This is a genomic window from Azohydromonas lata NBRC 102462 (genome assembly GCF_001571085.1).
Lineage (GTDB): Bacteria > Pseudomonadota > Gammaproteobacteria > Burkholderiales > Burkholderiaceae_C > Azohydromonas > Azohydromonas lata.
This window is the reverse complement of the sequence record NZ_BCTC01000141.1, coordinates 1-14,667: the sequence shown is the minus strand read 5'-3', so window position 1 is coordinate 14,667 and position 14,667 is coordinate 1. Positions and strand designations below refer to the sequence as shown.

Below are 14,667 nucleotides of genomic sequence, written 5' to 3'. Positions count from 1 at the left end.
CCAGTTTGTAAAAACCCGCGTCCACAGTGGTCACGGCGGCGCCGGACGTCAGGTTGAAGCGGCCCACCAGGCCGGCGGCGTTGGCGTCGCTGTCGGAGGCATCGGCACCCACGTGCTGGCGCGTGACGCTGAATCCGTTGGGCGTGGCGAACTGGACGTCGTACTGGCCCGGGCGCAGGCCCGTGAAGGCGTAATTGCCGTTGGCGTCGGTCTGCGTGGTGTTGACCACGGCGCCGGAGGCGTCCAGCAGCGTCACGGTCACGCCGGCCATGCCGGCTTCGCCGGCGTCCTGCACGCCGTTGCCGTTGGCGTCGTGCCAGGCACGGTCGCCCACGCTGGCATAACGGTAAAAGCCGGCGTCAATGCCGCTGTTGACCTCGCCGGGCTTGAGCACCACCACGCCGGAGACCAGCGCGTCGCTGTTGGTGCCGGAAGCCGCATTGCCATCCACCTGGCGCGGGCTCACGGCATCAAAGCCACTGGGCTGGGTGAAGCGCACCTGGTAGTTCAGGCCCGGCGTCAGGCCCCGGAAGCTGTAGCTGCCGCCGGCATCGGTCACGGTGTTGGCCAGGACTTCGGAAGCGGAGAACTGGCCGTCGCCGTTCATGTCGCGCACCAGCTCCACCCGGGCGCCGGCAATGCCCTGCTCGCCCGCGTCCTGCACGCCGTTGGCGTTGAGGTCGTCGAAAACGAAATCCCCCAGCCGCGCCGCCTTGGTCTCGGCGATCAGCGGCTGGTAGTGCGTGGTGCCGGCCGCATTGGTGGTGTCCATCACGATGCCGATGGCCTCGCCCGCGTCCGGCACGTAGCCGTCGTGGTTCAGCGCCAGCGCCACCAGCGCGTCAATGTCGGCCACGTCCTGCGGCGCGAGATAGGCGGCGATGGGGTACTTGTAGCCCATCAACTGCCAGATGGCGCTTTGCACCTCGCCGAAGGAAATGCCGGCGTTGCTGCCGTTGTAGTAGTTGAGCAGCCAGTTGATGTTGTCCAGGTTGGACAGGTACGCGCTGGTGCGCAGCGTGGGCACGTTGGCCGTGATCACGCTGAGCTCGTAGGAGGAGTACAGCGTCGCGGTGTAGGTCGCTGGCACCGGGATCTGCACGTTCATGTTCAGGCACCAGGCGTCGTAAGGCGTGCCGCCACTGGGTGCGCCGGGGTTGAGCACCGAGGTGGAGGTCACCTTCGCATCGAGAAAGCTCGGCTCCAGCAGGGAGCCGGGATAGCTGACGTTGACGGTGACGCTGGGGTTCTGAGCCATGGAAGTGATGGAGGAAAGGGTCTATCGGCCGCCCATGCGGCAGCGCGACCCGCCGGCCTGGAGTGTTTCAGGAATCGCTGGGCATTTCCTGAAAACAACCGGCCAGGCCACGCAGGCCAGGAAATCGGAAGGATGGGAACTGCCCCCGGGGCAGGCGCCGCGAGCCAGCCGGGCGCGCCGGCTGGCCCCATGCGGCAGGGGGCTTACTTCTTCTTGAAGAAACGCGCCACGACGGCGGCACCCACCAGGCCAATGGTCACCAGCGGCAGCGAGCTGGGCTCGGGCACGGCACAGGCGGGCAGCGGAAAGGAGCCGCAAGGCTCGGCCAGGGCCACCTTGGTGACGGCCAGCAGCGCAGCAGCGGAGAAGAAGGCAGAGAGTTGGTTCATGTGTCAGTCAAGTCATTCAGGTGTTTGCCAACCGAACACAGGGCGAATCCCCAGGGGATGCTCCCTATTTGTCCGCAGACACTTCTTGACTCGCACGAGTCATGCCATGTATCTCGTTTATATAAAAATCAACAACTTAACTTGTATTTTTTGCTTCAAATCAATGCATTTGTAAAGAAATTCGACAGCATCCACCAAATTTCTGGACATCGCCGGCAGGGAACCCTTGGGTATCGCGGATGGTCGCGGACAGGAGGCGAGACACACGGACGCCCGCGCGCACCGGGCGCCGCACGGCGGTGAACAGGAGGAAAGGGAGAGCCGCGCCTGGGTGGCGCGGCGCGGGGCTCAGCGCCGGTCCACCAGGGCGTGCGCGATGGTGGAGAGGTCCACGTATTCGAGCTCGCTGCCCGCGGGCACGCCGCGCGCAAGCCGCGTGACCTGCAGCCCGCGCGCCTTGAGCGCCTGGGCCAGCACGTGGGCGGTGGCTTCGCCCTCGGCGGTGAAGCTGGTGGCCAGGATGACTTCCTGCACCTGCCCGTCGCCCGCACGCTCCAGCAGCTCGGCCGCGCCGATCTCGTGCGCGCCCACGCCGTCCAGCGGGCTGAGACGGCCCTTGAGAACGAAATACAGCCCGTGGTAGCTGCGCGTGCGCTCCAGCGCAGCCAAGTCGGCCGGGCCCTCCACCACGCAGAGCTGGCGGGCGTCGCGCCCGGGATCGGCGCAGACCTCGCACAGCGGGGTCTCGCTCAAGCCGTGGCAGCGCCGGCAGTGCTGCACGTGCTCGGCCGCGGCGCGCAGCGCCTCGGACAGGCGCAGGGCGCTGGCGCGGTCATGCTGCAGCAGGTGATAGGCCATGCGCTGCGCGGACTTCACGCCCACGCCGGGCAGGCGGCGCAGGGCGTCTATCAGCGCGTCGAGGTGGCTGGCCGGGGCGTTCAAGCGGAAAAAGGCCGCGGGACGCTCAGAACGGGAACTTCATGCCCGGGGGCAGCGGCATGCCGGCGGTGAGCTTGGACATCTTTTCCTGGCTCACGGTCTCGGCGCGGCGCACGGCGTCGTTGAAGGCGGCGGCCACCAGGTCTTCGAGCATGTCCTTGTCGTCGGCCAGCAGGCTGGGGTCGATGGTGATGCGCTTGACGTCGTGCTTGCAGGTCATGGTGACCTTGACCAGGCCGGCGCCGGACTGGCCTTCGACCTCGACGTTGGCCAGCTCGTCCTGGGCCTTCTTGAGGTTGTCCTGCATCGCCTGCGCCTGCTTCATCAGGCCGGCCAGTTGTCCCTTCAACATCGTGATTTCCTTCGCTTGGGTTCAGTTCGGTTTGATCGACCCCGGCACGATGCGTGCCGTGGGATAGCGCTGGAGCAACTGCTGCACCAGCGGGTCGTCATGGATGATGCGCTCGGCCTGCCGCTGGCGGCGGTCGCGCTCGTGGGCCTCGCGCAGCGCGGGCGAATCCTGCGCCTTGCCGGCTTCCACTTCCAGCCGCAGGGCCGGATGCACCAGCTCGCGCAAGGCCGCCTGCAGCTTCTCGCACAGCGCGGGGTTGCGCAGCGATTCGCGCTCCACGCGCAGCCGCCACAGCGGGGCGTCGGCCTCCTCGGCCGCGATGAGCTCGGACTGCATGGCCAGCTCGCGCACCAGCGCCACGATCTTCAACTGCTGCACCACGGCCACCCAGCGCTCGCCCAGCGCAGTGGGCGAGAGCTCGTCGCCTTCATCAGCGGCCGGGCGGACACGCGGCGCCGGCGCGGCGGCCGGGGCTTGCGGCTGCGGTTGGGTTTGCCGGCTCTGCTGGACTTGCGGGCCTGGGATTTGGGCAGAACCCGCCACCGGCCTGGCCTGGGCGGGCGCCGGCGCGGGCGGCACGATGTCGAAGTCCGGCTCCGGCGCAGCAGCACCCTGCCAGGGCGGCTCGTCGTCCCAGGGCGGCGCTTCGTCATGCCAGGAGGGCGGCTCCTGCAACGCGCTGGATGCGGCACGCGCGGGCGAGGCAGCGGCAGCCGGCATGGGGCGCTGCGGCCGCGCCGGCGCCGCGGGCACCGGCTGCGCACGCACGGCCGGTGCCGCCACGGATGCGGCGGGCGTGGAAGCTTGCGGGGGCACGGCCGCGGGCGGTTCCGCACGCGCGGGCCGCGCAGGCATGGCGGGAGCAGCTGCAGCGACCGGCACCGCAGGCGCGGACGCAGCAACGGGGGCGGCTTGAACGGCAGGTGCCGGACGGGGGGCCGCGACAGGAGCCACCGGCGCCGCGACGGGCGCGGCCGGCGCCACCGGCCGGACCGCGGGCGCCGAAGCCACGCCGGACGCGGCCGCGGGCGCACGCGCAGCCTCCAGCTTGGGCCGCGCTTGCGGCGCACCGCCGCCGCTGGGGAAGGCCAGCAGGCGCAGCAGCACCATGGTCAGCCCGGCGTACTCGTCCGGCGCCAGGCTCAGCTCGGCGCGGCCGTGCAGCGCGATGCTGTAGAGCAGCTGCGTCTCGTCCGGCGGCATCAGGCCGGCCAGCTCGACGGCGCCGCCGGTGTCGGGGTCGGTGTCGTCCAGCGCGCCGGGGACCATCTGCGCCACGGCCATTTGCTGCAGCAGCGTGGCCATTTCCTCCAGCGTCGCGGCAGCCGAGAGGCCGCGCTCGCGCAGGCCCTGCACGCCCGCGAGCACCGTGGCGCCGTCGCGCTGCGCCAGCGCGCGCACCAGGGCGGCTGCATGGCCGCGGTCCACGCTGCCCAGCATGGCGCGCACGGTCTCCTCGGCCAGCGTGCCGCCGCCGTAGGCGATGGCCTGGTCGGTGAGCGAGAGCGCGTCGCGCATGGAGCCGCGCGCGGCGCGCGACAGCAGTCGCAGCGAGGGCGCGTCAAACGCCACCTGCTCCTGCTGCAGCACGTTCAAGAGGTGCTCGTGCACCGTCTCCGGCGCCATGGGCCGCAGGTTGAACTGCAGGCAGCGGCTGAGCACGGTGGGCAGCATCTTGTCCGGGTCGGTGGTGGCCAGGACGAATTTCAGGTACTCCGGCGGCTCCTCCAGCGTCTTGAGCAGCGCGTTGAAGGCGTCGCGCGTGAGCTGGTGCGCCTCGTCGATCATGAAGACCTTGAAGCGGCCGACGCTGGGCTTGTAGGCGGCGCGCTCTATGAGGTCTCGGATCTCGTCGATGCTGCGGTTGCTGGCGGCATCGAGCTCGACGTAGTCGATGTAGCGGTCGGCGTCGATCTCGGTGCAGGCGGTGCACACGCCGCAGGGATGCGCGGTGATGCCGCCCGTGCCGTCGGCGCCGGTGCAGTTGAGGCTCTTGGCGAGGATGCGCGAGACCGTGGTCTTGCCCACGCCGCGCGTGCCGGTGAAAAGATAGGCGTGATGCAGGCGCTGCTGCTGCAGCGCGTTGGTCAACGCCTGCACCACGTGCGACTGGCCGACCATCTGATCGAAACTGCGCGGGCGGTATTTGCGGGCAAGGACCACGTAGGACATCCCTCGATTCTACGGGGCGCGGCACACCGCCCCTGACACGGCCGCCACCCCTGGCGGCAACGCGCGCGGGCGGCGGGGCGCGGGCGCTGTCCGATAATCCGCGCCCATGAATGCCCAAACGCCCTCTTCTTCCGACAACAGCGCCGCACCCCTGAGCTACGAGCAGGCGGGCGTGAACTACGACCTGATCGACCCGCTCAAGGTCAGCGCCCAACGTGCCGCCGCCGCCACCGCCCAACACGTGGCGGCGCATGGCTTTGCCGAAGTGGCCGCCTCGCGCGGCGAATCGGCCTACGTCGTGGACGTCGGACCCTTCTACATCGCCAGCATCGTCGAGTGCCTGGGCTCCAAGGCCCTGGTGGCCGACGAGATGGCCCAGCTCACCGGGCGCAGCTTCTACCAGGGCATCGCGCAGGACACCATCGCCATGGCGGTGAACGACCTCATCACCGTGGGCGCCACGCCGCTGGTGGTGCAGGCCTACTGGGCTGCCGGTGGCAGCGACTGGTTCAGCGACGCGCAGCGCGCGCAGGCGCTGGTGGCCGGTTGGAAGGCCGCCTGCGACACCTGCGGCGTGGCCTGGGGCGGCGGCGAGACGCCGGCGCTGGCGGGCATCGTGGAAGCGGGCCGCATCGACCTGGCCGCTTCGTGCACGGGCCTGATCAACCCCAAGGAGCGGCTGTCGGTGGGCGACAAGATGGCCGCGGGCGACGCCATCGTGCTGCTGGCCTCCAGCGGCATCCACGCCAACGGCCTGAGCCTGGCGCGCAAGCTCACCGAGCGGCTGCCCCAGGGCTACCTCACGCCGCTCGCAAGCGGCCAGACCTACGGCGAGGCGCTGCTGGCGCCCACCACGCTGTACTCGCCCGTGACGGAGGCGCTCTACAAGGCCGGCATCACGCCGCACTACTGCGCCAACATCACCGGCCACGGCTGGCGCAAGCTGCTGCGCCACCCGGCGCGCTTCACCTACCGTATCCACAGCGTGCCGGCCGTGCCGGAGGTGCTCAAGTTCATCGCGCAGCACGCGGGCCATGACGACCGCGAGGCCTACAGCACGCTCAACATGGGCGCGGGCTTCGCACTGTTCGTCCGTGCCGAGGACGCGCAGCGCACGGTGGAGATCGCGCAGGCGCAGGGCATCCCGGCGCTGGTGGCCGGCAGCGTGGAAGAAGGCGAGAAGCAACTGCTCATCGAGCCGCTGTCCATCCGCTTCGGCGACGACGATCTGCAGTTGCGCTGACAAGCAAACCAGGCCGGCCGCAACGCACTTGAGGCGCGTTGCGGCGCACGTGCCGGGAGTGGCTCACGGCGTGGGCTACAATAGCCGCTGACGGGCCTCCCCGCATGGGAGCGCGGCCAACCGGGTCAGGTCGGGAACGAAGCAGCCCCAACCGTTGTGACCAGTGCCGGGGGTAAGGCTCGTCAACCCCCATCTTCTACAGCCGGCAGCTTTCGCTGCCGCGCCCGCGACACTTTCCCCTCTTCTTGAAAACGCGCATGCCGGGCGCTGGCGTGCGCCGGTTGCATGGCGCCTTGCGGCGCCATGCTGGTTCAGCCCGCGCGAGGCACTGCCAAGGCTTCGCGCAGCAGGCGGCGCAGCTTGGCACCGTCCAGCACCAGCGTGGCCGCATAGCGCTGCGCCACGCGGTCCAGCGCCGCGTTGCTGCGCTCGGCCGGTACGGCCAGGGCACTGACGGCCTCGCGTGCCGCACTGACCACGGCGCGCAGCAAGCCGTCTTCGCCCACCACCTGCACTGCCTGGTTGGTGGGCAACGGGGGAAGCAGCGCCAACATGGAGGCATCCAATCCCCAGTGGCTCAACAGCGCCAATGCCAGCGCCTCCAACTCCAGGCCAAGCACCTTGCGGGCCGCGGCGGCTTCGTCCAGCGCGGGCGGCTGCGGCTCGTCCGGCGAGGCGGGCTTGCGCGGCGCCATGTGCGCGCGCATCTGCCGCGCCAGCTCGGGGAAGTGGTAATGAACGAGCAGGCTGCCCAACTCCTGCAGCAGCGTCACGACCTGGACGATTTCGCCGTCAAAGCCCGGGGGGCTCAGGAGCAACGCCAATCGCATCGCGCGTTGCGCCCGCTCCATGCGCGCCAACAAGGTGCGCGCCGATGCCTGGTCCAGCGGCCCCGGCCAGGCGTGCTGGCGCTGCACCACGCGCTGCAAGCCGGCTAGGCCGATCATCGCGATGGCACGCCGCAGGGTGACGACCGCCCCACTACCTTCCGCTTGCGCACTGCGCACGTAGGAGGAGTTGGCCTGGTGCAACAGCTCAAGGCAGGTCGCCGGATCTTGCAGCGCCTGTTGCGCAAGCGCGCCCACGTGCTGGCGCTCCATGCCCAGCAGCCGCGACGCAATGGCCGCGCCGTCGGGCAAGGCAGGCAGCACGCCATGGCGGCGCACGCTCTCCAGCAGTTGCTCAGGCAATGAGTCGGATAGCGAAGAACGTTGCGAAGGCACCCACTCCTGCAGCGCAGTGCCCATCGTGCGCGCATGCCGGAAGCGCTGTTGCGGCAGCTTGTCCAGGCAGCGGTTGATGACGGCACGAAAGCCCTCCGGCACAGGCTGCGGCAGCTCGCGCGGCAGCCGCACGGTGGCGTCGCCCAAGGGCGTCATGCGTTCTATGGCGCTGACCAGGTCGGTCTCGTCCAGCGCGGCGCGGGCGGCCAGCAGGTGGTACATCGCCAGCCCCACGGCCATGACGTCGCGCTCGACCATTTCCTGGCGGGCCTGCAGCGGCCCCAAGGCATCGATGGCTTTGGGCATGGGCGCCACGGACAAGCCCAGGACTTGCAGATGCCCGCGCTCGTCCACGCGCAGCATGTGCATTTGCAAGTCGCGGTGCGCCACGCCGGCGTCGTGCGCATAGGCCAGGCCTTCGAGCGCCTGCACGGCCCAGCGGCCCACGTCCAGCGTCGCATGGCCATCAGGCTGCAGCCGCTGCGCCAGCGTCACGCTGTCCTGCGCGCGCTCGTAGGAAACAAAGGGCAGGCGCTGGTACATGCCCACGTCGTTCACGGGCACCAGGTTGGGATGGCTCAGGCGCGCCATGGCACGAGCATCGTCCAGCCAGCGCTGCAGCGCCGCGTCGCCCGCAGGCGCCACGCGCGGCATGGCCAGCAGCACTTGGCGACCCAGGTCGGGGTCGTTCGCCTCCCAGACCATGCTGCGCGCGCTCTTGCCCAAAAGGCGGCGCATTTCGAAACGTCCGAAGCGCTGGGAGGGCTTCGCGGGCTGGGCTGCGGTGGAAGTCATGACGGCCGCCAATGTGCCATCCGCTTCACGCGCCAAGCGTGATGGCTGCGTGAAGTGTTGCCGCGGGTGGCCGGATTTTTGTTACCGACAGGCAAATCCGCTCTTGGCCGGGAAGGCCTTACAGCAGTAGGAAACGGCGACATCGCGCAAGCTTGCCGAACAGCCGCCCCAAGCCCGGAGGGCCAGGGGCTTTGTGTCAGAATTCCCAGCCCTCCGCTATATCAAGCACCGCGCCCCTGGCTGTTCCTGCGGACGCATGCAAACCTCCCCATCATGAGCAGCGAACTGATCAAAAAAGTTTCCGACGCCTCGTTTTCGGACGATGTGCTCAATGCCGAAACGCCCGTCTTGGTCGATTACTGGGCCGAGTGGTGCGGCCCCTGCAAGATGATCGCCCCCATCCTGGACGAGATTGCCAACACTTACCAAGGCCGGCTGCAGATCGCCAAGCTCAACGTGGACGAGAACCGCGACACGCCGGCCAAGTACGGCATCCGCGGCATCCCGACGCTGATGCTGTTCAAGGACGGCCAAGTGGCTGCAACCAAGGTTGGCGCGCTGACCAAGGTGCAACTGACGCAGTTCCTGGACGCTAATCTATAATTTGAAGATTGCTGCGGTATTGAGCCGCCCGCGAATTGGCCAGAACCTGTTACGCTGGCCCCGGGCGGTTTCACGCAGCCCTGAATTTGCCATCACGCCCTCGGTTGCCCCGGCCACTCGCGGGGCGTGATTCCGGCTCACAACCCCCCGCGCATTTCACGTCTTTCTGCCGCGTTCCGCGGGTTGAAGCGGCCCGGCATCGGGCCTTCTGAGCCGATTTGATCCGGCGTGCTCCCCTGGCAAGGACGCGCGCCCTCCCTTCCCAGGGTTTGCCTTCCATGCATCTGTCCGAACTGAAAGCGCTGCACGTCTCCGAGCTCATCAAGATGGGCGAGGCGCTGGAGATTGACAACGTCGCTCGCATGCGCAAGCAGGAGCTGATGTTCGCAATCATGAAAAAGCGCGCCAAGGCCGGCGAACAGGTCTTCGGCGACGGCGTGCTGGAGGTGCTGCCGGACGGCTTCGGCTTCCTGCGCTCCATCGACACCAGCTACATGGCGTCGACGGACGACATCTACCTCAGCCCCAGCCAGATCCGCCGCTTCAACCTCCACACCGGCGACATGATCGAGGGCGAGGTGCGAGTCCCCAAGGACGGCGAGCGCTACTTCGCGCTGGTGAAAGTTGACCGCGTCAACGGCCTCACGCCCGAGGAGAACAAGCACAAGATCATGTTCGAGAACCTGACCCCGCTGTTCCCCAAGGAACAGTTCAGGCTCGAGCGCGACATCAAGAACAACGACGAGAACATCACCAGCCGCATCATCGACCTCATCGCACCGCTGGGCAAAGGCCAGCGCGCGCTGCTGGTGGCGCCGCCCAAGAGCGGCAAGACGGTGATGATGCAGCACCTGGCGCATGCCATCGTCGCCAACCATCCCGACGTGCACCTCATCGTCCTGCTGGTGGACGAGCGCCCCGAGGAAGTCACGGAGATGCAGCGCACGGTGCGCGGCGAGGTCATCAGCTCCACCTTCGACGAACCGGCCGCGCGCCACGTGCAGGTGGCCGAGATGGTCATCGAGCGCGCCAAGCGCCTGGTGGAGCTCAGGAAGGACGTGGTGATCCTGCTGGACTCCATCACCCGCCTGGCCCGCGCCTACAACAACGTGCTGCCCTCCTCCGGCAAGGTGCTCACCGGCGGCGTGGACGCCAACGCGCTGCAGCGGCCCAAGCGCTTCTTCGGCGCGGCGCGCAACGTGGAAGAAGGCGGCTCGCTCACCATCATCGGCACGGCGCTCATAGACACCGGCAGCCGCATGGACGAGGTGATCTACGAAGAGTTCAAGGGCACCGGCAACTGCGAAATCCACCTGGATCGCCGCATGGCCGAGAAGCGTGTCTACCCGTCCATCCTGCTCAACAAGAGCGGCACGCGGCGCGAGGAGCTGCTGCTCAAGCCCGAGATCCTGCAAAAGAGCTGGATCCTGCGAAAGCTGCTCTACCCGATGGACGAGATCGAGGCGATGGAGTTCATCCTCGACAAGATGAAGTCCACCAAGAACAACCTGGACTTCTTCGACTTGATGCGCCGCGGCGGCTGAGTCGCCGCCACAGTGGGCCGTGTCCGCACACGGCCCGCGCCGCCGGTACTTGGCGGCAACAACGCATCAAGGGCGCCGTTTGTACGGCGCCATCCCGGGCCACCCCTTCGGCTTGGGCTACAATTGCGGGTTTTCCGCTTTCGCCAAGTGCGCCGCATGGGGCGGCGTGGCTGGCGACGACGCAGCGAGGTTTCCGATGAAAGAAGGCATTCACCCGAACTACCGCGAAGTTTGCTTCGTGGACCTGTCCAACGGTTTCAAGTTCGTCACGCGTTCCTGCGTGCAGTCCAAAGAATCCATCAAGCTCGACGATGGTCGCGAGCTGCCGCTGGTGAAGCTGGAAACCACCAGCGAAACGCACCCCTTCTACACCGGCACGCAAAAGAGCGTGGACAGCCTCGGCGGCCGTGTCGAGAAGTTCCGCAACAAGTTTGCGCGCGTCGGCCTCAAGAAGTGAGGTCGCGCTCCAGCGACAAGGAAGGCAGCCTCGGCTGCCTTTTTTTCTGCCTGCCCCGGCCGTGGCGCAGTCCAAGTGCCCCCCCGGCGACCGGTGCGGCGACAGGCCACAGGCGCCCGGGCCACGCCGGCCGCGCGTGGTTTTGACGGCATGATTTCGGCGTGAACATCCCCTCTCCTGCCCTGGTGACGCAGCGCGCCGTGCAGCGGCTGCCGCGGCTGCCGCTGCTGCTGCTGTGCGCGGCTTACCTGCTGCCCGGCCTGTTCGGCCGAGACCCTTGGAAAAACGCTGACATCACGGCCTTCGGCTACATGGCGGCCATGGGCGAGGGACGCAGTTCGTGGCTGGCGCCGCTGGTGGGCCAATTGCCCCCAGAGGGCGTGCTGCTGCCGCACTGGCTGGGGGCGGCCTTCATTGCGCTGCTGTCGCCCATGGTGGAACCGGCCTTGGCAGCGCGGCTGCCCTTTGCGCTGCTGCTGGCGCTCACGCTGGCGCTGACCTGGTACAGCACTTTCCACCTCGCACGCACCGAGGCGGCACAGCCCGTGGCGTTCGCCTTTGGCGGCGAAGCCAATGCGGTGGATTACGCCCGCGCCGTGGCCGACGGCGCGCTGCTGGCCTTGATGGCCACACTGGGCTTGCTGCAGCTTGGACACGAAACCACGCCGGAACTGGCGCAGCTCTTCGCCATGGCGTTGCTGCTGTGGGGCTTGGCGGCGTCGGCCTACCGCAGCGCCACGGCGCGCCTGGCCGTGCTGGCGGCACTGCCGCTGCTGTCGGCTTGCGATGCGCCCAACGTCGCGCTGGCCGCGGGCGTGATCGGCACGGTGGTGTGCGCGCGCTCGGTGGATGCGCCGGTGCGCCGCTTTGCGCCGTGGACGGGCGCCGCCACGCTGGCCTCGCTGGTCCTGACGCTGGTGCTGCAGCACAACCACTGGCGCTGGTACTTCACGGCCGACACCGCGCAACTGCTGCAGCTGGGCCGGCTGGTGTCCTGGTTCCTGTGGCCGGTGTGGCTGCTGGTGCCCTGGACGCTGTGGCGCTGGCGCCGCCACCTGCTCAAGCGCCACATCGCCCTGCCCCTTGGGCTCGCCCTGGTCGCCCTGGGTGCCAGCATCGCGCTGGGCGGATCCGACCGCGCGCTGCTGCTGGCGCTGCCCGCGCTGGCGGTGCTGGCCGGCTTTGCGTTGCCCACGCTGCGCCGCAGCGCCAGCGCAGCCATTGACTGGTTTTCGGTCTTCTTCTTCACGGCCGGCGCGCTGGTCATCTGGGTTGTGTACGCAGCCATGCAGACCGGCACGCCGGCCCGCACGGCGGCCAACATCGCGCGGCTGGCACCGGGCTTCACGGCCGAGTTCTCGCTGGTCCGGCTGATCGCGGCCATCGCCGGCACGCTGGCGTGGCTGGCGCTGGTGCGCTGGCGCACGGCACGGCATCCGCAGGCCTTGTGGAAGAGCCTCGTGCTGCCCGCGGGCGGCGTGGCGCTGGCCTGGCTGCTGGTCATGACGCTGTGGCTGCCGGCGCTGGACTACGCGCGCAGCTACCGTCCCTGGGTACAGCGCATCGCGCGCCACGTGGGCCGGGATGCGCCCTGCATCGTGGCGCCGGGCATGCAGCGCGCGGCCGTGGCAGGCATGGAGTACTTCGGCGGCTGGCGTGTCGATGCCCGCCCAAATGCGGCTGAGGGCACCGACTGCCCCGTGCTGCTGATGGCCGAAAACGAGCCCACGCGGGCCGCGCCCAACCTGCCCGGCTGGCGCTTCATTGCCCGCGAGCGGCGCCCAACCGACCGCGAGGAAAGCGTGCTGATCTACCGGCGCGCCTCGGCCTCGCGCTGATCCTGCGCCTCGGCCTGCCGCACGCGGGCCGCAGGCAATACCAGGCTGAACGTCGAGCCCTGGTTGGGCATGCTGTCGATGTGCAGCTCGCCGCCGTGGCGCTGCGCCACGTGCTTGACGATGGACAGGCCCAGGCCCGTGCCCCCCGTGGCGCGGGAGCGGCTGCCATCCACGCGATAAAAGCGCTCAGCCAACCTCGGCAGGTGCTCACGGGCGATGCCTATGCCGCTGTCCCGCACGGCAATTTCCAGCCGTCCGTCTTCCAGGTTCTTGATCGTCACGCCTATGTGCCCGCCCGCGGGCGTGTAGCGCACGGCATTGCTCAGCAAGTTGGTGAGGGCGCTGTCGATTTCTCCTTCACTGCCGGCCAGCTCCAATGCGCAAGCGTCGGGGAAGCGCAGCTCATGCCGGCCCCCGGAGAGCGAGCGTGTGCGCTCGCGCACCTGGTCCAGCAGTACGTCGAATGCAAACCAGTGGTCCGGCGCCGGGCGCGGGCTGCCTTCCAGCCGGGCCAGCGTGAGCAAGTCGTCCACCAGGGTGCGCATGCGGCCGGTTTGCTGCGCCATCAGGCCGAGCACATGCTGGCGCTCGGCATCGCCCAGGGGCAGCGACTGCATGGTCTCCACGAAGCCGGAGAGCGCCGTCAGCGGCGTGCGTATTTCGTGCGAGACGTTGGCGACAAAGTCCCGCCGCATGGCCTCGTGGCGCTCGCGCTCCGTCACGTCCTGCGACAGCACCAGCTTGAGTCCCTGCCCGTAGCCGCGCAGCAGCACGGACAGCGTGCCCGCGTGGCGCAGGCCGGACAGCAAGGTCGGCTGCGTCGGGAACTGCGCCGACTGCAGCAGTGAGACGAATCCCGGCGCGCGCACGAGGTTGGTCACGCGCTGCGCGCGGTCGCGCTCCGGGTCCAGGCTGAAATGGTCCGCGGCGGCCGGGTTGCACCAGACGATGGCGTCGCCCGCGTCCAGCAGCAGCACGCCGTTGGGTGAAGCCTCGATCGCGTTGAGGAACTGCGCGTGCTGCGCCCGTTCCTGGGCCAACTGCCGTTCGCGCAGGCGCAGTGCGCGTTCCACGCGATAGGCCATCTCGCCCCAGAAGCCCGCGTCGCGCGGCGCGGCGCCATCGAGGTTGCCGCGGCGCAGCCAACGCATCAGCCGCTGTCCTCGCAACGCGTCCAGCGAGGCGTGCAGCAGCACGCCCGCGCCGCCGCCGGCCAGCAGCCCGGCCGTCAGCTCCCCTGCGGAAGCCCCGACCAGCGCGCCGGCGCCGCTGCCCACCGCCCAGGCGACCACCGCGCCCACCGGGCGCCCAAAGAGGTGCCGCACAACGATCAGCCCGCGATGCCTTGCGCGAGCCGGTAGCCGGCGCCTCGCACGGTTTCAATCAGGCTGGAGCAGTCCACCGGCGCCAGCGCCTCGCGCAGGCGTTTCACATGCACGTCCACCGTGCGCTCCTCGATGAAGACATGGTCGCCCCACACTTTGTCCAGCAACTGCGCGCGGGTGTGCACGCGCTGCGGATGGGCCATCAGAAAGTGAAGCAGCTTGAACTCGGTGGGGCCCAGCTTGACCTCGTGCGGCGTGCCGTCGATGTCGCGGGTGACGCGGCGCGAGGCCGGGTCCAGCTTGAGCCCGGCGGCTTCCAGCGGCTGCTCCAGCGCCTCGGGCGCGCGCCGGCGCAACACGGCACGCATGCGCGCCATGAGCTCCGACATGGAAAAGGGCTTCACCAGATAGTCGTCGGCGCCGGCGTCCAGGCCGCCGACGCGGTCGCTCTCCTCGGAGCGAGCGGTGAGCATGATGATGGGCAGCTCGCGCGTGCGCGGCTGGCTGCGCCACTGGCGCGCCAGCGTCA

General features: G+C 69.0%; 13 protein-coding genes and 1 other RNA gene. 6 read left to right on the top strand and 8 right to left on the bottom strand.

Annotated elements, in window-relative coordinates; genetic code table 11:
- From ALA01S_RS27930 to dnaX, 5 genes are all read right to left on the bottom strand, one after another.
- The coding region (locus ALA01S_RS27930) for an SdrD B-like domain-containing protein (protein ID WP_174548666.1) at nucleotides 1-1,258 on the bottom strand (1,258 nt) is incomplete at its 3' end.
- A 203-nt stretch (nucleotides 1,259-1,461) separates the two neighbouring features.
- On the bottom strand, nucleotides 1,462-1,647 hold the full coding sequence (locus tag ALA01S_RS27925; protein ID WP_066342539.1) for a PEP-CTERM sorting domain-containing protein: 186 nt from the start codon (nucleotides 1,645-1,647) through the stop codon (nucleotides 1,462-1,464).
- Nucleotides 1,648-1,995: 348 nt separating this feature from the next.
- A complete protein-coding gene (gene recR, locus ALA01S_RS27920; RefSeq protein WP_066342538.1) occupies nucleotides 1,996-2,589 on the bottom strand; it encodes a recombination mediator RecR in 594 nt (197 codons plus the stop codon).
- Between the two features lie 22 nt (nucleotides 2,590-2,611).
- Entirely contained in the window at nucleotides 2,612-2,938 is a 327-nt protein-coding gene (locus tag ALA01S_RS27915) for a YbaB/EbfC family nucleoid-associated protein (RefSeq protein ID WP_066342537.1), read from the bottom strand.
- Nucleotides 2,939-2,959: 21 nt separating this feature from the next.
- On the bottom strand, nucleotides 2,960-5,110 hold the full coding sequence (gene dnaX / locus ALA01S_RS27910) for a DNA polymerase III subunit gamma/tau (protein WP_066342536.1): 2,151 nt from the start codon (nucleotides 5,108-5,110) through the stop codon (nucleotides 2,960-2,962).
- Nucleotides 5,111-5,216: 106 nt separating this feature from the next.
- Here dnaX and ALA01S_RS27905 point away from each other — a divergent pair, with 106 nt between their 5' ends.
- Together ALA01S_RS27905 and ffs are read left to right on the top strand one after the other, a co-directional pair.
- A complete protein-coding gene (locus ALA01S_RS27905) occupies nucleotides 5,217-6,353 on the top strand; it encodes an AIR synthase-related protein (RefSeq protein ID WP_066342535.1) in 1,137 nt (378 codons plus the stop codon).
- 89 nt (nucleotides 6,354-6,442) lie between these two features.
- Nucleotides 6,443-6,540: signal recognition particle sRNA small type (ffs, locus tag ALA01S_RS27900), an RNA gene on the top strand.
- Nucleotides 6,541-6,664: 124 nt separating this feature from the next.
- Here the strand turns inward: ffs and ALA01S_RS27895 are convergent.
- Entirely contained in the window at nucleotides 6,665-8,371 is a 1,707-nt protein-coding gene (locus ALA01S_RS27895) for a serine/threonine protein kinase (RefSeq protein WP_157119332.1), read from the bottom strand.
- A gap of 273 nt (nucleotides 8,372-8,644) precedes the next feature.
- On the opposite strand from ALA01S_RS27895, the gene trxA reads away from it, so the two are divergent.
- The 4 genes from trxA (at nucleotide 8,645) to ALA01S_RS27875 (ending at nucleotide 12,813) form a co-directional block, all read left to right on the top strand.
- Complete coding sequence (gene trxA, locus ALA01S_RS27890; RefSeq protein ID WP_066342534.1) at nucleotides 8,645-8,974, top strand: thioredoxin TrxA; 330 nt, start codon at nucleotides 8,645-8,647, stop codon at nucleotides 8,972-8,974.
- Between the two features lie 278 nt (nucleotides 8,975-9,252).
- On the top strand, nucleotides 9,253-10,518 hold the full coding sequence (gene rho, locus ALA01S_RS27885) for a transcription termination factor Rho (RefSeq protein WP_029000422.1): 1,266 nt from the start codon (nucleotides 9,253-9,255) through the stop codon (nucleotides 10,516-10,518).
- Between the two features lie 196 nt (nucleotides 10,519-10,714).
- Entirely contained in the window at nucleotides 10,715-10,975 is a 261-nt protein-coding gene (locus tag ALA01S_RS27880; protein ID WP_029000421.1) for a type B 50S ribosomal protein L31, read from the top strand.
- Between the two features lie 161 nt (nucleotides 10,976-11,136).
- Entirely contained in the window at nucleotides 11,137-12,813 is a 1,677-nt protein-coding gene (locus tag ALA01S_RS27875; RefSeq protein WP_066342533.1) for a hypothetical protein, read from the top strand.
- Here ALA01S_RS27875 and phoR read toward each other — a convergent pair.
- Nucleotides 12,786-14,138: a phosphate regulon sensor histidine kinase PhoR gene (gene phoR, locus ALA01S_RS27870; RefSeq protein WP_066342532.1), complete on the bottom strand. Its 1,353-nt coding sequence runs from the start codon at nucleotides 14,136-14,138 to the stop codon at nucleotides 12,786-12,788. The two genes, ALA01S_RS27875 and phoR, sit on opposite strands and share 28 nt — an antisense overlap.
- A gap of 5 nt (nucleotides 14,139-14,143) precedes the next feature.
- Nucleotides 14,144-14,667: winged helix-turn-helix domain-containing protein (locus ALA01S_RS27865; protein WP_066342531.1), on the bottom strand; the 524-nt coding region annotated here is incomplete at its 5' end.